General features: G+C 48.5%; 18 protein-coding genes. 12 read left to right on the top strand and 6 right to left on the bottom strand.

Going from position 1 to position 18,553, the window contains the following annotated elements; translation table 11 throughout:
• The first annotated feature begins 24 nt into the window (after window positions 1–24).
• Window positions 25–150, top strand: coding sequence for a hypothetical protein (locus ACDE64_RS19870; protein WP_411348000.1), 126 nt, complete (start codon window positions 25–27; stop codon window positions 148–150).
• Here ACDE64_RS19870 and ACDE64_RS19865 read toward each other — a convergent pair.
• Complete coding sequence (locus ACDE64_RS19865) at window positions 147–1,178, bottom strand: ROK family protein (RefSeq protein ID WP_411347999.1); 1,032 nt, start codon at window positions 1,176–1,178, stop codon at window positions 147–149. The genes ACDE64_RS19870 and ACDE64_RS19865 overlap by 4 nt on opposite strands.
• A gap of 469 nt (window positions 1,179–1,647) precedes the next feature.
• Here ACDE64_RS19865 and ACDE64_RS19860 point away from each other — a divergent pair, with 469 nt between their 5' ends.
• From ACDE64_RS19860 to ACDE64_RS19835, 6 genes are all read left to right on the top strand, one after another.
• Window positions 1,648–1,842, top strand: coding sequence for a PspC domain-containing protein (locus tag ACDE64_RS19860; protein WP_411343804.1), 195 nt, complete (start codon window positions 1,648–1,650; stop codon window positions 1,840–1,842).
• 263 nt (window positions 1,843–2,105) lie between these two features.
• Entirely contained in the window at window positions 2,106–3,896 is a 1,791-nt protein-coding gene (gene nikA, locus ACDE64_RS19855) for a nickel ABC transporter substrate-binding protein (RefSeq protein WP_411347998.1), read from the top strand.
• A complete protein-coding gene (nikB, locus tag ACDE64_RS19850) occupies window positions 3,896–4,843 on the top strand; it encodes a nickel ABC transporter permease (protein ID WP_411347997.1) in 948 nt (315 codons plus the stop codon). The genes nikA and nikB overlap by 1 nt, the downstream gene beginning before the upstream one ends.
• Before the next feature lie 89 nt (window positions 4,844–4,932).
• On the top strand, window positions 4,933–5,724 hold the full coding sequence (gene nikC, locus ACDE64_RS19845) for a nickel transporter permease (RefSeq protein WP_411350350.1): 792 nt from the start codon (window positions 4,933–4,935) through the stop codon (window positions 5,722–5,724).
• Window positions 5,725–5,726: 2 nt separating this feature from the next.
• Window positions 5,727–6,530, top strand: a complete 804-nt coding sequence (locus ACDE64_RS19840; RefSeq protein ID WP_411347996.1) for an ATP-binding cassette domain-containing protein — start codon at window positions 5,727–5,729, stop codon at window positions 6,528–6,530.
• Window positions 6,530–7,336, top strand: coding sequence for an ABC transporter ATP-binding protein (locus ACDE64_RS19835; RefSeq protein ID WP_411350349.1), 807 nt, complete (start codon window positions 6,530–6,532; stop codon window positions 7,334–7,336). The genes ACDE64_RS19840 and ACDE64_RS19835 overlap by 1 nt, the downstream gene beginning before the upstream one ends.
• A 165-nt stretch (window positions 7,337–7,501) precedes the next feature.
• Here ACDE64_RS19835 and ACDE64_RS19830 read toward each other — a convergent pair whose 3' ends face one another.
• Window positions 7,502–8,083, bottom strand: a complete 582-nt coding sequence (locus ACDE64_RS19830; protein ID WP_411347995.1) for a helix-turn-helix domain-containing protein — start codon at window positions 8,081–8,083, stop codon at window positions 7,502–7,504.
• Between the two features lie 171 nt (window positions 8,084–8,254).
• On the opposite strand from ACDE64_RS19830, the gene ACDE64_RS19825 reads away from it, so the two are divergent.
• The 3 genes from ACDE64_RS19825 (at window position 8,255) to ACDE64_RS19815 (ending at window position 12,492) form a co-directional block, all read left to right on the top strand.
• Window positions 8,255–8,986 (top strand): AzlC family ABC transporter permease, encoded by a 732-nt coding sequence (locus ACDE64_RS19825; RefSeq protein WP_411350348.1) that lies wholly within the window; start codon window positions 8,255–8,257, stop codon window positions 8,984–8,986.
• Window positions 8,983–9,306 carry an AzlD domain-containing protein gene (locus ACDE64_RS19820; RefSeq protein WP_411347994.1) on the top strand — a complete coding sequence of 108 codons (324 nt, stop codon included), beginning with the start codon at window positions 8,983–8,985 and terminating at the stop codon, window positions 9,304–9,306. Before ACDE64_RS19825 ends, ACDE64_RS19820 begins: the two co-directional genes overlap by 4 nt.
• A 285-nt stretch (window positions 9,307–9,591) precedes the next feature.
• Window positions 9,592–12,492: a family 78 glycoside hydrolase catalytic domain gene (locus ACDE64_RS19815; protein WP_411347993.1), complete on the top strand. Its 2,901-nt coding sequence runs from the start codon at window positions 9,592–9,594 to the stop codon at window positions 12,490–12,492.
• A gap of 152 nt (window positions 12,493–12,644) precedes the next feature.
• Here ACDE64_RS19815 and ACDE64_RS19810 read toward each other — a convergent pair whose 3' ends face one another.
• From ACDE64_RS19810 to ACDE64_RS19800, 3 genes are all read right to left on the bottom strand, one after another.
• Entirely contained in the window at window positions 12,645–13,352 is a 708-nt protein-coding gene (locus ACDE64_RS19810; RefSeq protein ID WP_411347992.1) for a Na-translocating system protein MpsC family protein, read from the bottom strand.
• Window positions 13,353–13,593: 241 nt separating this feature from the next.
• The gene (locus ACDE64_RS19805; protein WP_411347991.1) at window positions 13,594–15,156 is read right to left on the bottom strand and encodes a hypothetical protein; all 1,563 of its coding nucleotides are present in this window, start codon (window positions 15,154–15,156) and stop codon (window positions 13,594–13,596) included.
• A 479-nt stretch (window positions 15,157–15,635) separates the two neighbouring features.
• Window positions 15,636–16,010: a YtxH domain-containing protein gene (locus ACDE64_RS19800; RefSeq protein ID WP_411347990.1), complete on the bottom strand. Its 375-nt coding sequence runs from the start codon at window positions 16,008–16,010 to the stop codon at window positions 15,636–15,638.
• Window positions 16,011–16,347: 337 nt separating this feature from the next.
• Here ACDE64_RS19800 and ACDE64_RS19795 point away from each other — a divergent pair, with 337 nt between their 5' ends.
• Window positions 16,348–16,812, top strand: coding sequence for a gamma-glutamylcyclotransferase family protein (locus tag ACDE64_RS19795; RefSeq protein WP_411343794.1), 465 nt, complete (start codon window positions 16,348–16,350; stop codon window positions 16,810–16,812).
• A gap of 118 nt (window positions 16,813–16,930) precedes the next feature.
• On the opposite strand, the gene ACDE64_RS19790 is transcribed toward ACDE64_RS19795, so the two are convergent.
• Window positions 16,931–17,815 carry a helix-turn-helix domain-containing protein gene (locus ACDE64_RS19790; RefSeq protein ID WP_411343793.1) on the bottom strand — a complete coding sequence of 295 codons (885 nt, stop codon included), beginning with the start codon at window positions 17,813–17,815 and terminating at the stop codon, window positions 16,931–16,933.
• Window positions 17,816–17,941: 126 nt separating this feature from the next.
• Here ACDE64_RS19790 and ACDE64_RS19785 point away from each other — a divergent pair, with 126 nt between their 5' ends.
• Window positions 17,942–18,553, top strand: coding sequence for a maltose acetyltransferase domain-containing protein (locus ACDE64_RS19785; protein ID WP_411347989.1), 612 nt, complete (start codon window positions 17,942–17,944; stop codon window positions 18,551–18,553).

The following is an 18,553-nucleotide window of genomic DNA, read 5'->3' as shown; positions in this document are numbered from 1 at the left end:
CTGAGCAATGGATCATAAATTGTTGTGTATGAAGTGTCGGAATATGTGGCGCGGCAAGATTGGCGAACATATACTTTTACAGTGACGGGTGTGACGGGTGTGACGGGTGTGACGGGTGTGACGGGTGTGACGGGTGTGACGTTGTTCTAGCGGCGCTGAATGAGTTGAATGTGATACGTGAGACGTTCCAGAGTGGCGGTGATCAGACCGCTTAGATATTCGGATCGAGTGTCATTTTGAATGAGTAGTGTTGGCATGTGCTCGGCTGGAATGATTGCCCGGCAGCCTGCGTCCAGTTTGGATAGCATATCGGCAGTGATGGAGTCACCGGTAATAACGATCTGCACCGGGTTGATAATCGCAATAATGGATACGAGCGATTGCACGATGAATTCGGCTGCTTGTTCAGCAGATTGCAGGAATTCCAGCTGTTGTTCACGACTAACGCCATATGGCAAATACGAAATTTCACCGCTAAAGTAGCTGTTGCCGTTCATCGGCTGACCATTCACGATAAAGCCAGCGCCCGGATAATGATTGCGTGGAAATGTCACGATAGCAAAGTTACGATCCTGTTCCAGCTGCAACTGCTGATACAGTCCGTACACGGTCAGATTCATATCGTTTTCCAGCAAAATCTCTATGCCTTCATACCGCTGCTTCAACAAACTTGCTAGCGGCTGATTCGACAGTTGCGGTACATCGCAGATGACGATCGTATCGCCTAATGCCACTCCGGGGATGCCGATGCCGATTGCGCGCACATGCGTATATGTTTGTGTCAAATCGTCCAGCAACTGCTCAATAATCGGTACATCAATCTGCTCTAGCGTATGAATCTCATGCTCTGCCAGTTCGCCGTTCAGATTGGCAACGGCGCAGGTGATCGTATGAACCCCGCCTTCGGTGCGTACAATCATGCAGATCATACTGGCATAATCGGCGTTAAAACGATAACGGTTCGCCGGACGACCACCGCTGGATTCATCCGTACCGAGGTCGATAATCTCTCCGCTGTGAACGAGTTCATTCAGAATAGTGCCGCAGGTAGCGACACTCAGTCCAGTTAAGCGGGCGATAGACGCTTTGGTGCCAGTAGTGTTCGTGCGCAGTGTCTGCTTGACCAGCTCGGTATTTATTTTTTTGACATGCTGGGTGCTGTGAGTTGGTACATTCATAGAAATAAGGCTCCTTGCCTGAGAGTGTATTTACTTTTGATAATACTTTTAATAAGTGTAGTGTAAGCTTCATCCATCTAAAAAGCAATAGCAGTGGAGCGTTCATATCCAATCCTCGTATGTACATCCAGTATGTTAGTCCAGCTCATTCCCCGACCAAAGTCCAAACTCAAAAACAGTCGTTGGACGGTTTGAACGGAATGCTGTGTCCGGTAATATAAAAGCAAGACGAAACACAAAGGAATGGAATAGCAAAAAGAAAATCAATGAGCTTAACAACCAGAGCGTAATGATCATACAATCAACGGCGATAACGCCGGAACAGAAGTGCTACTTGAATCTGTACGATAAAAACGTACTCATCAAGTGCAAGTCAGGTAAGTGAATTAGGCGAATGTACATGTGAAGCAAGCGAATGCAGATGTATAAGCTCAATGTGTAAACCAAACTATTTTAAGGGAGATTGATCATGATGAGAAAATTATACCGTTCTAGTCAAAACAGGATGATGACAGGTCTGATCGGCGGATTGGCACAAATGTGGAATATGGATGCAAGTCTGCTGCGGATTCTGTTCGTTATTAGTATTTTCGTAACAAGTGGAGCCAGTTTGCTGATCTATCTGATCGCGGCATGCTTTGTACCGAAAGAGTATCATTACTAAGTTATACAAAGTGAACATATTTCATATATACCTATCAACATATGAAAAACCGGTATTCTATCAATTCAGATGGAATACCGATTTTTTGCTTGTCAAATCGTAAACGTTACGATAAGATGTAGATCGTAAACTTTACTAATAAAATGTAAATAATGATATAAGGCTGCTTGGCAGCTATACATACGGGGGAGAGATTATATCAGATGAATACAAACAGTAATGAGCATGGAGCTACAGCAATCACCTTCAGGAAACAACATGATATGAAGAATCAAGCGGAACACCAGACAGCAATCGGTAAGAAATCCAAGCAAGGCATGGATACAGCAGCTCAACCATACCGCCATATCGAAGCTGGTACGTATGCGAATGAAGCATGCATTGCAATTGACCCTGTCACATCTCAAATTCAATATAAAAATATTCCACAAACCGGATCATGGCAAACCATCCAGCCTCCAACGACACATAGGCGGCAAGCTCTAACAAACTTGTTCACTGGACATTGGTCAGCCAGAAATCTGAAGTCCAATCGCTTGTTGTTGCCTGTCATTGTGGTACTCGTGCTTGTACTCAGTGCTTGCTCATCGTCTTCGCAAAATGCAGCCAGTCAGGAGCAGGGCAAGCATGTACATTTTCTATACAACTTCTCCACGCAATCGCTTGATCCGCATGTTGATTCCAGCTATGTGCCGATTCGTGCGGGCATCGCTGAGACGCTGGTGCGACTGGATGAGGACAAGCTGACGGTTGCACCGTGGCTTGCGAAGAGTTGGGAAGGCGAGGATGGACAGCACTGGACCCTTCATCTGCGTGATGATGTTACCTTTCAGAATGGCAAGCCACTAACAGGTGATGCAGTCAAAGCATCGCTAGAACGCGCCACAACCGAGAATATCGGAGTGAAAAACGCTTTGAAAATTCAAAGCATAGAAGCGAATGGCAATACGCTCAACATTACGACGACTGAACCGTTTCCAGAATTTGTATCCGAGCTGGTGAATCCAAATACGTCGATCATTGACGTGAACGAGAGCGATATTGTCAATAAACCGATTGGTACAGGACCGTTTATGCTGACTTCGTTTACACCGGGCAGTAAGCTGGAATTGCAGAAATATGCAGACTATTGGGATGGCGCGTCACCGCTGGACGGAGTAACCTTTTCGTTTAATGAAGATGCCAATGCACGCTCACTGGCGCTAACTTCCGGTCAGGTCGACATTGTATATCGTCCTGAAGTGGAAAGTCTGGAAACGCTGGATGCGAAGGATGGGATTAAGGTGGAATCGACTTCTACATTCCGCGTGCATCAGATGACGATGAATATGGAGCGTCCGGCATTACAGGATGTGAATGTGCGCCGGGCGATAGATGCGTTGATTGATCGCAAAGAGATTGTGGATAGCATTTTGTTAGGATATGGCGAGCCAGCGGTTGGACCGTTTCTGCCATCGCTGCCTTTTGCACCGACGTATGAGCCTTCGCCTTCTGGTGAGCAAGCAGCTGTAGATTATTTGAACCAAGCAGGCTATACGCTGCAAAATGGTGTCATGCAAAAAAACGGTCAGCCGCTGACGATGACACTGCTGACATATTCTGCTCGTGCCGATCTGCCGCTTATTGCGCAGGTATTCCAATCGGATGCTGGACGGATCGGGATCAAGGTAGACATTCGTCAGATTGATACGCCAGAAGATTATATGGCGTCCAATCGCGATTGGGATCTCGCAACGTACAGCAATCTGACTGCACCGCGTGGGGATGCTGGTTATTATCTGAATGCGACGTATCACCCGAATGGTGCGCTGAATTTCAGTGGTGCACAGGACAAGCAGCTGACAGACATTATCGACAAGCTCAATCGGACGGTGAAGCCCGAAGATCGGGCAGTACTGGCAGAGCAGGCAGCGGATTATGTGCATGACAATGTGATCAATTCGTTCGTTCTGCATCCAGCGACGATTGTTGCTTATAACGAAAACAAGGTGAAACACTGGGTCACGACGCGCAGTGAATATTATATGATCACCAACCAACTGGATGTGATGTAATGCTAGCAATTATCTTACGAAAGCTGATTGAGACGATAGGCTTTGTCCTGTTTATTACATTAATCAGCTTTCTGTTTATACGGTTGGCACCGGGCGATCCGGTGCTGACGATTTTGAATGTGGATGAGCTGTCTGTCAGCACCGAACAGGTGGAGGCGCTCAAGGAGGAAATGGGATTTAATCAGCCGCTGTTGGTGCAATATGGCATGTGGCTGGCGGACTTTGTACGGCTGGATTTTGGACAATCGTATGTGACCGGGCAACCGGTTATGCAGATGATTCTGGCGGGATTGCCAGCGACGCTGGAACTGACAACTGGTGCGCTACTGGTCATGCTGCTAGTGGCATTACCGCTCGGTTCGCTATCTGCATTGTATCGTGGCAGTTGGATTGATCATCTGAGCCGATTGCTATCGATTGTCGGTGCGGCAGTGCCCAGCTTCTGGCTCGGCTTGATCCTTATCGACTTGCTCGGTGTACGACTTGGCTGGCTGCCAACGATGGGACGCGATGGCTGGATCTCGCTCATACTGCCTTCATTGACGCTGGGATTGGCAATTTCCAGCGTTTATGTGCGTCTGCTACGCTCTAGCCTGCTCGATTCGCTCAGTCAGGAATTTGTACGAGCGGCACGGGCGCGTGGATATTCGGAATGGCGCATCTTCCGCGTGCATGTGCTGCGGCACAGTCTGCCGCCAGTGATTACCGTATTTGGTGTCAGTCTTGGTAGTCTGATCGGCGGCGTTATCGTCATCGAGGTGCTATTTGCATATCCGGGTATTGGCAAACTGATCGTTGATTCGATTCGGCAGCGTGATTATCCGCTCATTCAGGGTTACATTCTGATTATGGCGCTGATCGTGTTCGTGGTGAATACGGCGGTCGATCTGTCCTATCGCTATTTGAACCCGGAAATGAGATTGAAGGAAAGGAATGCAGGTGTATGAGCAAAATGACAACAGAACATGTTCTTGCCCTGCCTGATTCCAAACGCATCTTCCATCGTCGGAAGATACAGGGCGGTGTGCTGATTGGGATGGTTATCCTGATCGTTGCAGCATGCGCATATACATTTCTGTATTTACAGCATGATCCGCTGCTGACTGATCTGGGGCAACGGTTACAGGGCATCAGCTGGCAGCATCCGCTCGGTACGGATCATCTGGGGCGAGATGTGCTGACACGTCTGTTACTTGGCGGTCAGCAGACGCTCGGCTTTAGCGCGCTGGCATTGGGAGCGGCGCTAGTGCTAGGCATTCCTTTCGGGCTGATTGCAGGGTATCGGCGCGGCTGGGTAGATGTGATCTTTATGCGTATTGCGGACGGCTTTCTGGCTTTTCCCGATACGATTGTAGCGATTGTGTTGAGCGGGTTGCTGGGCGCTGGCATCGGCAATCTGGTGCTGGTGATTGTACTGGTCAAATGGGTCAATTATGCACGCTTGGTGCGTAGTGTCGTGCTGAGTGAAGCGCAAAAGGACTACGTGATCATCGCCCGTACGAACGGGCTATCGGACGCTACGATTATGCGTAGACATCTGCTGCCGCATATTATCGGGCATGTGCTGGTGCTGGCGAGTCTGGATCTGGGCAAAATTATTTTGCTGATCTCGTCGTTCTCCTACATCGGACTCGGCACGCAGCCGCCGACGCCGGAATGGGGTGCGATGCTGAACGATTCGCGTCCGTATTTTCAATCGATGCCAGAGCTGATGGTCTATCCCGGTCTGGCAATTGTACTAACAGTGCTGCTCGCAAATATGCTGGGCGACTGGCTACGCGACCGCTTTGATGTGAAAAAGGACAATCTGAACCGGGAGGTATCGTGATCATGTTGACATTGCAGGAAGTGAGCATTGCCAGTCGGCAGCAGATGCTTGTGGATCACGTCTCCCTCTCTCTACGTGCAGGTGAATGGCTCGCGCTAGTCGGTCAGAGCGGTAGTGGCAAAAGCTTGCTGTCGCAGGGCATTGGACAGATGCTACCTAATAATCTGCGGATGAGCGGCAGTGTAATGTTTCGCAATCAGGAGCTGACTACATTACCACCGTCCAACCTTCGCAGTCTGCGTGGACGGCAGATCGCGTATGCGTTTCAGGATTATCAAGGCTCCTTTACTCCGTTTCTAAGGATTGGTCAGCATCTGGATGAGTACCAGCAGGTGCATGGTGAGAAGTCGCGCACGGTGCGGCGGCGCAAAGGAATAGAAGCACTGGAATCCGTCGGATTGGATGGGGATTTGTATGAGCGGTATCCGTTTCAACTGAGCGGCGGGCAATTGCAGCGTGCTTCCATCGCGCTTGCCCTACTGTTATCGCCAGCGCTGCTTATTGCGGACGAAGTGACGACTGCACTGGACAGTGTATCCGGTCATCGGATTCTGGAGTTGCTGCGAGATAAGCAGCGAGAAACGGGTTGCGGCATTCTGTTCATCACTCATGACTGGCGACATGTACGCCGATATGCCGATCGACTGGCAGTGATGAAGGATGGTCAAATAGTCGAAACCGGTAATAAACATCGGGTGTTGGATCATCCGCAGCATGAATATACACGGCAGCTCATTGCGGCTGCGCCTATGCTGCAACGACCGGGACATGTGCTGACATCCGGTTTGGAAGGAGTAGAGCCATGATGACATTGCTGCAAGTAAGGCAATTGTGCAAATCGTACCGACACCAGCGTCCGCTAATTGTAGATAATGACGAAGAACAATCGCAGTCGTCGCATATGGCTGTAAATCAGGTGTCATTTGATCTGAATCAGGGTGAGTGTCTAGGGCTAGTAGGCGAAAGTGGATGTGGCAAAAGCACGCTAGCACGCTGTCTCATGCGGATCGAACGTATCGACAGCGGACAGATCATATGGAATGGACAATCGTTAGAGTCGTTAAGCGAACGGCAACTGTATCCATGGCGCCGCCGCATGCAGATCGTTTTCCAAAATCCGTCGGCTGCACTGAATCCAAAGCTGAACATCCGCGATTCTTTACTTGATCCGTATAAGCAGTATAGGGATGTGTTGAGCTTACAGCACTTTACAGCGAGATCGGGGAAGCAGCTGGTCAACGAATTGCTGGATGCAGTGGAGTTGCCGACAGAACTGGCAGACCGATATCCGCATGAATTGAGCGGTGGACAGCGGCAGCGGGTGACGATTGCGCGAGCGATCAGCATTGAGCCGGAATTGATCATACTGGATGAGCCGACGGCAAGTCTGGATGTAATCTCGCAGGGGGCAGTGCTGAAGCTGTTAACGGAGCTGCGAGAGCAGTTGAATCTGTCGTATCTGTTTATTTCGCACGATCTGGCAGCTGTGAGCCGGATGAGTCAGCGGCTGATGGTGATGAAGGATGGACGTGTAGTCGATACATTTGATCAACAGCAGCTATTCGCTGAGGATCGGCATGAATATACGCGGGAATTGATCTCAATTTTCTAATATTGCAAAAGTTCTAACATTCCAATGAATTGTAGAATCGCAAATGGTTGTAAGCATGGAAAAGGTTCTAAGATCAGAAAAAAGAGGCAGAACAGATACTTGTTACCACATATCTGTTCTGCCTCTTTGTCATGTGGTCATAGTAACGTGGAGATCGACTTGCTGTTACAACTGATGCGAGCCATCTTCGGGATAATACATGACCATAAAATAGCTGGCTTTTTCATCCGAATGATTAAAATAGCCATGCGGAATCGTACCGGAAAATTGCAGCGCGTCTCCTTCGGACACTTCGTACTGCGCACCGTTTAGATTCACAGTGATGGTGCCTTCTTTCATAATCAGATATTCCTCGCCCGGATGCATTTTGAGCGGTTCCGTTTCAAGTGGATGCGAGCAGCCGGGGAGTAGATCGACGACATACACTTCGAATTTCTTTTCCGGGTGGTAGGCGAAGAAGGGATACACCAGATACTTATCATCGCTATCAGTGATCAGATTCAGGTCTTTGATATTCAGCTTGCGAATAGGCTGCTCCTCTTCTTTGAGAAAGGTAGTAAACGACACTTGCAGACCGTTAGCGATCTTCCAGAGGGTGGTAACAGTCGGATTGGATTTTTGATTTTCAATCTGCGCAAGCATCGCCTTGCTCACACCTGTCAGCTCGGATGTCTGCTCTAGCGTGAGGTTGCGACTTTTGCGCAGTTTGACAAGATTACGGGCAACGGTATGTTGAATGGCTTCCATGGGTAGTCTCCTTTAGTAATGATATTTAATATAACAGACTATTGTATGCTATATAGAATATATGTATACTATATTAAACTTTAGTCCATTGTAGCATATGGATAGCTCATGAAGAGATAGACAGTTTGGATTGTACATAGTGTAGAACTTGAAAGGAAGGTACAGGTGCGTATGTTGAGTGGGCAAGCGGAAACGATGCAAGACAGAACGGCAGCGGAGCCTACATTTGTAGAAGGGGTGCGGGATTGTATTCCGACGTTGTTAGGCTATATTAGCATCGGGCTAGCGGCAGGTATTGTCGGGGCGGCTTCGCATCTGAGTGTGCTGGAAGTGACCTTGATGTCGATTCTGGTGTATGCGGGAGCGTCGCAGTTTATTATTTGCGCTTTGCTGGCGGTACATACACCAGCCTCAGCGATTATTTTGACGACGTTTATTGTGAATTTGCGGCATTTTCTGCTGAGTGCGACGTTAGCGCCGCAATTCACCCGATATTCGCTGTGGAACAATCTGGGCATCGGTTTGCTAGTAACGGATGAGTCATTTGGCGTGGCAGCGGGACGAATTGCGGATGGACGTCCGCTGAATGATCGCTGGATGCATGGCTTGAATATTACGGCATATCTCGTCTGGATTGTCTCGTGTACCATCGGTGCGCTATTCGGCAACTGGATCGCTGATCCAGAGATGTTCGGGCTGGATTACGCACTGACTGCGATGTTTATCGCGCTGCTGGTACTGCAACTGGGCAGCATATTACCAGACAAACTCAATCATATTCTGCGTCTAATTGTGTATATGGTCATTGCGATGGTCGTGTTGTCGTTATTCATGTCGACGCAGCTGGCAGTTATTTTGTCGACAATAATTGTAGCGACGATCGGGGTGGTGACTGAGCGATGAGTATAGAGTGGAGTGTATTGCTCGTTATCATTGGTTGTGCGCTCGTAACGATGCTACCGCGGGTCATTCCGTTTCTCGTTGTACGTAATATCGCCTTACCTACTGTCGTGATGAGATGGTTGTCGTATATCCCAGTATGTATTTTGACAGCATTGATTGTAGAAAGTGCGCTGGATAAGCAAGGGAGCACCCTGTATGTCGATTGGCATGCGGTCATCGTATTGGTGCCGACACTGCTCATTGCGTTGAAAACGAAAAGCTTATCGATCACTGTTATTACAGGTGTCGTACTCATGGCAGGCGTGCGGTATTGGCTCTGATCCAGATATGGTCACGTACAGATGCAGTAGCAGAATATGCAAATGTTGCTAAACTCAAACCTCCCTACGCGTCTCAAACAGCTGTCCTTATGTTCAGGGCGGCTGTTTTTTTATTTGCCAATCTGTCAAAAAACAGCAGGAATGCGCCATATTTCGGTGAAAAGTAAAGAAAGCATTTTTGCATGTGCTGGGATCTAATCGTTCTATTCATCGTCGCAGCTGTAAACGACATGTTCACCGCATTGCCAATGGATTCATCTGATCATACAGAGGAGAGATGCAGGAATGTCTGTTATTGAGATTACAGAGGTGTTATGTGAATATCGCAAGCATTTGCTAGGTACGGATATCGCTATCCCACGTTTTAGTTGGAAGCTACATAGTGCAGAACGGGGCATCATTCAGCATGCATGTCGACTGCAATTGACGCTGGCGGACGATATCGACTTTCATGATCCGCTCTGGGATTCTGGCAAAATAGAGACAGAGCAATCGATCCAGTTTGCCTACGAAGGAAAGGAATTACGCGCACGTACAGCGTATAGTTTCCGAGTGAAGGTATGGTCGTCCTGTGGCGCGGAGAGTGAGTGGAGTGAGGCAATCACAGTGGAAACCGGATTACTGCATCCTAGTCAGTGGCAGGCAAAGTGGATCACACCAGATGTAAACCGTATTCATCGCGAATCGGAGCCGATATTCCAATTGCGGCGTGAATTCGAACTGGATCACGATATCGTATCTGCTCGCGTGTATGCGACTGCTGCCGGAGTGTATGAGCTGTATATCAATGGACAGCAGGCATCGGACGATGTGCTGGCACCGGGCTGGACGAGTTACCATCATCGGCTGCAATACCAGACGTATGATGTGACCGCTCTGCTGCGTAATGGCGGCAATGCGATCGGAATCTGGCTTGGAGACGGCTGGTACCGGGGCAAATTGGGCTTCAACGATACTCATTTTGTATATGGCGATCATCGGGCGGCGCTGCTGGAGCTACATGTGCGGTATCGTGATGGACGAGAACAGGTCGTAATTAGTGATAGTAGCTGGAAAGCGTTGACTGGACCAGTACTGTATTCCAATCTGTATCATGGGGAAGTGTATGATGCGTCGCTAGAACAACACGGATGGAATGAGCATGGATTCGATGATTCACATTGGTCACCAGTACAGACACTGCGTCTGCCGTATGAACCGCTGCTGGCGCAGGAAAATTGGGCAACCGTTGTGACGCAGAAAATACAACCGGTGAAGACATGGATCACGCCAGCTGGTGCGCATATTCTGGATATGGGGCAAAATATGGTTGGACGGTTACGGCTATCTGTACGAGGAGCGGACAAAGGGAGTGAGATTACGCTGCGTTTTGCCGAAGTGCTGGATGCGGAAGGAAATATTTATTTTGGCAATTTGCGCACGGCGAAGCAGACGGTCACCTACCGGGCATCTGGTGATGAGCATGAACAGTATGCACCGCATTTTACGTTTCAGGGATTCCGGTATGTGCAGGTAGAAGGATATCCGGGGCAGGAGCAGCACGGATTATCGTTAGCGGATTTTAGCGGGGAAGTGCTGCATTCGGATATGCCATCTACGGGTGAATTTGCCTGTTCCGATGATCGGATCAATCAGTTGCAGCAAAATATCCGCTGGGGGCAGCGTGGCAATTTCCTTGATGTACCGACCGATTGTCCGCAGCGCGATGAGCGGCTAGGATGGACGGGTGACGCGCAGGTGTTCATCTCGACAGCGCTATTCAATTATGGCGGCGGACCATTTTTCACGAAATGGTTGCATGATGTACAAGCGGAGCAGCAGCCGGATGGGGGGATTCCCTTTGTTGTGCCTAATATTATCGAAGGGTCTAGCTCGGCGGCATGGGGCGATGCGGCTGTAATTTGCCCGTGGACGATGTATCAATATTACGGGGATACGCGTTTGCTGGCAGAGCAGTACGACAGCATGAAGCGCTGGGTGGACTATATTCGAGCACAGGGCGAGGATGAATATTTGTGGAACACCGGCTTTCATTTTGGCGATTGGCTAGGCTTGGATGCCAAAGAAGGCGATTATGTGGGAGCAACTCCGACCGATCTGATTGCGACGGCGTATTACGCTTATTCCTGCCGATTGGTGGCACAGGCGGCGGACGTGCTGAATCTGCTGGACGATGCAGCCTATTACCATCTGCTGCATGAACAAGTCGTACGAGCATTTCGCGAGGAATTCGTAACGTTGCGCGGACGAATCGCTGCACCGACTCAGACTGCGCATGTGCTAGCACTTGTATTTGATCTGGTAGAGCCAGCGATTCGGGCACGGGTGGCAGCTGATCTGAATCGGCTCGTTGTGGACAATGATTATCATCTGACGACCGGGTTCGTCGGTACACCGTATCTATGCTTTGCGTTGTCAGATCATGGGTATCATGAAACGGCCATGCGGCTATTGATGCAGCAATCATATCCGGGGTGGTTGTATTCGGTATCACAGGGGGCGACTACGATCTGGGAGCATTGGGACAGCATCAAGCCGGATGGCTCCTTCTGGAGTGACGATATGAATTCGTTCAATCACTATTCGTACGGCGCAGTGGGGGATTGGATGTACCGCCGCATTGCTGGACTGGATATGCGAGAAGATACACCGGCTTATCGTCGTATTCGTCTCCATCCACAGTTTGGTGGTCGTCAGCTTACATACGCACGGGCTGCACACGAAAGTCTGTATGGAACGATTGAATGTGGCTGGACACTGGATCATGGGCAACTGTTCGTGAATGTGCGTATTCCTGCGAATACGACTGCCAGTTTAACATTGCGCGGTGCCGCTGCTGAGCAACTGCTAGAGAGTGGACAGAATGTTCATGTAGTAGCAGGTATTTTGCGAGTGGAGAAGGAGGCAGATGGGGTACGTTTGAAAATCGGCTCTGGTGTCTACCGATTCAGTTATCCGGCAGGCGGCTTGTTCCGGCGTACGTATACCGAGCAGACGATGTTGTCGGAGCTGCAAATGGATCAGCAGGCGGTAGATGTGCTTAACCGTTATGCACCACAATTGCTGAACGGTGCGTTAACGAACATTGTCCATCAGTCTTCCTTGCGTCAGATTGCTGATAACAAAATAACACGCGTGTCCGAGGAGACGCTGGGGCGAATCGTCAACGAACTTCAGCATCTGTAAGCATGCAAGCGCAACAGTAACCGTACCAACAGCAAATAAACATAATAAACAATGCAATCCATAAACAAACAACCGATCTCATGTTACTGCAACAATGCAGTCATGAGATTCGGTTGTTTGTCGTGGATCAAGGGCGGTAATGCCGAGTATGATCAAGCTTTGATTTTCTTCGATGTACCATCGGTTTGGAACGTGAGGATAAGCAGACTATTATCATGTTCAAAATCCCAGTCGAGAAAAGCACTGTCCAGCTGTTTGCCGAGAATGTCTTCTACCGGCAACTCTTCAACAAAGCGGTCCAGTTCCAGCTCACGCTTGGAAACACGCAGCGCATTGTTGAAGCCTTTTTTGATAATCCGTTTTTCCAGACTAATCAGCAATCCTTTGCGAATCACGACCAGAATGGAGGAAGTCATCCAGAATGATTCGATATCGGTCGGTGTTTTTTGCACATCTTCGGTGATCTGACTGACCTTCATATGCAGATCGGCTTTGCCGGAGTATAGGTCTTCTGTAAGTCGATCAGGCTCCAGATTGAATGCAGCGACAATCGAAGCGCAGTTTGATTCTTCTTTCCAATCAATAAAATGACTCACGACCGTACTTCCTGTCGCCTGTTCGATTTTCTTTTTGATCGCGGGGAAAATGAATTGATCCAGTAAAATATACACATGCGTATAACGTTCATCCAGATCGTCCGGCATTCTGTTATCAGTGGGATCGGTTAAGTCGTTCAGAAAGATAGCAACACAATGTTCATTGGTATGAATATCGATGGAGCTGGGCAGCTTGCCAAATTGACTTTGACCCAGCAATTCAAGCTGTTGGGTAATGGCTTCCAGATTGATGGTATGCGGCACGGCAATTTCTCCTTTACAATGTGAAAATATGGTTGTTTAGTATTAACCACAAGTAGAGAGAATGTAATCGGTGTTAAGCGACTTGGCGAGCAGAAATACAGACTTTTTTATACGTATCAACGTGTTTATGCGTCTTTTTACAGATGAACAACTGGATATTTCCAATTCTATTATGATGAAGAACCGACAAAAACAGGCTGCGCTTTCATTGCGCAGCCTGTTTTGCTGGAATATATGGATATCAATACGAAGTGAGCAGCCAGTTTGTTTTCGTCCATGACAGTTTGCCAGAGCCTGCACCGTCAGAAGCTTTCAAACGACTAATCAGTGTGGATGGATCATCTGTCTGGTACGTATACGGCAGTGTGGTGAAGCCATTCCACGAGAAGGTGAGAGCCGCAGCCGGATAAGGAGCAAGCGGGCTGCCAGCGGTATCGCTGTTGCCGCGGAAGGTCGTGCCATTGGCGGTGTAGATCGTATCGACCGCACGGATTTTACCGGTATATTTGGCATCATTGGGATCGGTCTGGTTATTGCGAATCGGTGAGGCAACGCCGATAATATTCGATTTCTCTACCAATACAGCGCCACCTTCGGTCGAGATCGCACCATTGCTAGTTACCGTAAAATGGTAGCCTTTGGACGTGATTGCTTTTTCCATTGCGTCTGTGATCTTGCTCTTGGCACTTACTAGACCGCTTGCATCCATTACGATATTGTAGGCATGGGCATTGCCACCACGCAGACGCGGCATGCGATCTTGGGAATCCTGATAATAATTGTGATGCAGCGTCACTTGCAGATCAGCATTGTCCGATGCAAATTCCGTTGCACCGACCAGATGCGTTTTCTTCTGTCCGCTGGCGATGGAGATAATATCCGCTTGGCTCAGTCCGACGGCGCTACTGCGCAGATAGTTGTACATCGGATACGATGCTTTGTCAGCTTCCATCGCTTTCACCTGTTGAGTGACCCAGCTGTTGGAGCTGCCGTCATCTCCACGGAAGTAGGACCATGAGATCGTTACGCCATTGCTGCCTTTTTTCACATCGACGATACCGTCATAGGCTTTGTTAAACGTACAGTGGTCGATCCATGCTTTGTTCGTTTGCTCCAGCGTTAGATAATCCCAGTCGTTTTTGTCATAATCGCCTTTGCTTGCTTCATCCCATTCCCACAGCTCGTCAAATTCAAGATTGCGAATGATCAGATTGGAGCTGCGCTTCACCGTAATACCGACATGCTTGATCTTGGCACCGTTAGCAGAGAAAATAGTCAATCCGTCGAATCCGTCAATCGTCAGTTTACTGACACCTGTTTTCTTGAGCACAGGATGAGTGAGGGGCGCATTGTGCGCGGCAAATGGGGACGTTTGTGCGGCTGTCGGTAATTCACTCCAGCCTAGATTGAGATCGTTCATAATCTCGATCACCTTGATGCTGGAGCCTTTTTTCAGTGCTTGAGCGAGATCGGTGGCATTGTATACTTTTTTGTAGCGGGAATCGGTCTCGGCAATGGAGCCGCCGCCCGGATTGCCAGCTGAGAAGCCGGTCAAATTGTAGGCGCTATATGTAGTAGCCTGCGCGGCAGCCAGTGTGCCAACACCGGGTTCAGTTGTCGTTGCACCCGGCTCGGAAGAAGTAATTTGCGATAGCGACGATAAAATGTTAACGTTTGCAAAATTAGAATGAATAAGAGAGGGCGAAGAGGCAGCAGCCGATTGACCGACGACAGAGAGTCCACCTAACAGCAATGCACTGCTAAGCAGCCAGGCAGTTCCTTTTCTAAAACCTTTGTTCTTCATGTGTTAATCTCTCCTTTGGAATTCATAATGTAAGTGCTTACATTTAAAAGTTAGCATGGGTTGGAAGGGACAGGTATAGGTTGAAAGCACCAAAAGCACGTATAAAAAATGACATATTAACGAAGACGATAGGAGAATACCGAAGACATAGCAGTAAACTCATACGTTATAGAACGAAACGGAATACATATGAAAATGGGATATACAGCTTCCTCGTTGACCACAATGAGCAGATAATGAACGAATCAGACGCTGATCACATATGCACAACATAGTCCAAGGCATGGTTCAAAAGGCGATGTCTTCACGCAAAATTGATGCTAAAGTCAGGTGACGAAAAAGTAGGGAATTGGCGTAATAAGGCGAATGTGTACACATACGCAAATCAGTCAGCACGAAATCCATACAAAAATGCAGCCAATCAATCGGTGAGATACCGATCAACGGACTGCATTCTCGACGTAATATAAGATTGCGTTTTACAGAGCTGCGGAATGGTTTGAACCGCCTTCAGGCAGGGAAGTCGTGGTAGAAGGTCCTTTGAGCTTGTTGACCTCGCCGGTCAATTCAGCTTTTGCACCTACGATCATTTCTTTCCATTCCTGTACGACACCGATCGCTTCTTTGACGACTGGCGTAATTTCTTTGGCAAGTTGAATCAGTTCCTCGGTGTTCGATTTCACTTCTTGCCCTTTGACTTTCAATGTCGTTGTCAGGTTGGAAGCTGACGAACTGGCACCTGATTTCAGACTTTCACGCAGGTCTTCACCTGATTTGGGAGTAAACAGCAGAGCCGCTCCTACACCAACCAATGCACCGGCAACAACGCCGAATAAAAGATTTTTCTGTTCCATAATTATCATCTCTCCGTTCATTCAAAGAATAGGCTGTAGCTTATGTTTGAATCGCTATCTAAGTTGTATTACCCACGATTGACGGTAGCGCCTACGTAAAACGCAAATGGTTTGGAGAAAAGTATTACGCAGTCAGCCCAAACACCGCAATCGCCGCATTATCGCTACCGAATCATCTTGCTCCTCTAGCATATCACAGCGAGTGAGCTAGCATAAAATCATGCTGGTAGAGCAAGCGACTTCGTTGTTCTATTATGATGCTGGGGATATCGGAGCGCTATCGCTAGGAGAGCCGTTAGAAATTGTGTTGATCAAAACATGGCAGGAGGCATAAGTGATGCAGAAAATGGCTTCATATCGGATGTTTTGTTACGGGACGTTGACCAGTATGGAATTGCAGATGATTTTGTTTGGCGGAGTGAAGCCGATGGAACCGGCAGTATTGCCGGGGCATGCGATTGTGGCGGACGAGGATGGTTACTTTTACCTGCGGGAAACACCCAAATCCAACGTTCATGGACAGTTGCTGCGGCTAACCGAAAAGGAACTGGAGATGGTCGACACCTGGGAGGATGTGCATCGTTCGTTGTATGAGCGGCAGACGATTCAGGTAGAGGTCGAAGTAGAGCCGCAAGGCGGTACGAACCAGCTGTCCCGTACAGAAATGGTATATACGTATATGAAGGTCAATCCACAAGCGGCGCATTCGATTCAAATCGGCACGATCTCCAACCATCCCCTGCAAGATGTGCTGGAAATGGCAAGACAGCTGCGTTTGGAAGAGGACGATTCATCGGAATAAATGATCATTTGCTTATCGCGCTTTCTGTTTCGCCAACGTACCGATTCATATGCTAACCGTCTCTATGCCGATCTATACACTAACTATCTGTATGTGCCGATCATGGAGATGGTCGTCGCTATCTGTGATGCTGTTTGCGATATTCCAGCGGCGAAACGCCGATCTGTTTTTTGAATAATTCCGCGTAATAAGCGGAGCTGTTAAAGCCGCTAGCAGCCGCAATCTCTGTAATATTCAACTGGGCGTTATTCATGTAATCTATACTTTTTTGCAACCGATAGCTGTTCAAATATTCAATCGGTGTTTTGTGTAAGGATTGCTTGAATAGCGCACAGCATTTGCTTCTGGATACCGAGCCAGCGGCAGCGATATGGTGAAGCTGTACAGATTCAGCGAAATGCTGCTGAATATACGCAAGCATCTGCTTTACCGCTTCCATATCTCGTGAATGTCCGCGATGAGAGCCATACTGGGCAATCGTATTCCGGTACAATTCCCAAAACAGCAGTTCATAGCGGCTCAGTGCCATCCATTCATATCCATCCTGTCGCTGCTGGCAAATCTCGTACAGCTCGTTAAGTTGCTTCAGCACTTGGCGCTTCCAATGCGTCTGCGTGTCCAGTAGGAGCGCCCCGGTATACTGATCCTCGATAAAGGGGCGGATATACTGCTCCTCCATGTACGTATTGCGCACTAGCAGTGAAGGGCTGAGCAGTAGCACCCGAAATTCGCAATCTTCCTCATCTCCATATCCGTAATGCAGACGATTGGAATTGACAAATATCCCCTGTCCCGCTTCCAGCGTATATGTCTCCCCATCTACAAAATAGTACATATGCCCGCTCAACACCCATACCCATTCCCAATCCTGATGCCAATGACAGGTCGCCGCCCGATTCTGAAAATACGAAAGTCTGGACGCACGCGAACGAATCGCCAGATGCGGTGTATCATACTCAACAATTTCCGAACCATTGTCCATAATATTCAATTGCTGCTGCATAGGCCCTCCTGTGTACGATTGTTATAAAAAAGAATCCTATTTCGATATTTCTCATCGTTATCTCACACTATAATCATACTATAGTTATCATACAACGCTGCATTAGTAGAGAGAAGGTTGAAGAATATGTCGGAAAGCGAATCACAGCGCGAACGAATACGTCAGGGCAAATTATTTACCGATATGGGCGAAGGATTGCCACAAGATCGTCTACGGGGAAAAGAATTAGTGTACGACTTTAACCATACACGCCCATCTGAAGCGGACAAACGTCATGATCTGATCCGGCAAATCTTCGGGCAGATCGGAGCGAACAGTTGGATTGAGCCGCCGCTGCATCTGTGCTATGGCTCCAATACTGAGATTGGCAGCCACTTCTACGCGAATACGAATCTGACGCTGATTGATGATACGACGATTACGATTGGCAATCACGTACTGCTCGGTCCCAATGTGACGATATGTACGGTAGGGCACCCGGTAGATCCCACCTTACGAGCGACTGGGCAAATGTATGCATTCCCGGTTGTGATTGAAGATCATGTGTGGATCGGTAGCGGTGTGATCATCAATCCGGGTATCCGTATTGGGCGCGGCAGTGTGATCGGTGCAGGCAGCATCGTAACGCGCGATATTCCGGCAGGTGTCATCGCAGTTGGTAACCCGTGCCGGGTATTACGGGAGATCAACGAGCAGGACAAGCTATATTATTACAAAGACTATACGGTCGACTCCTGA

It is taken from the genome of Paenibacillus sp. WLX2291, assembly GCF_046603665.1.
Lineage (GTDB): Bacteria > Bacillota > Bacilli > Paenibacillales > Paenibacillaceae > Saccharibacillus.
Note: the sequence above shows the minus strand (reverse complement) of the source record. Positions and strands in the feature narration are given on the sequence as shown.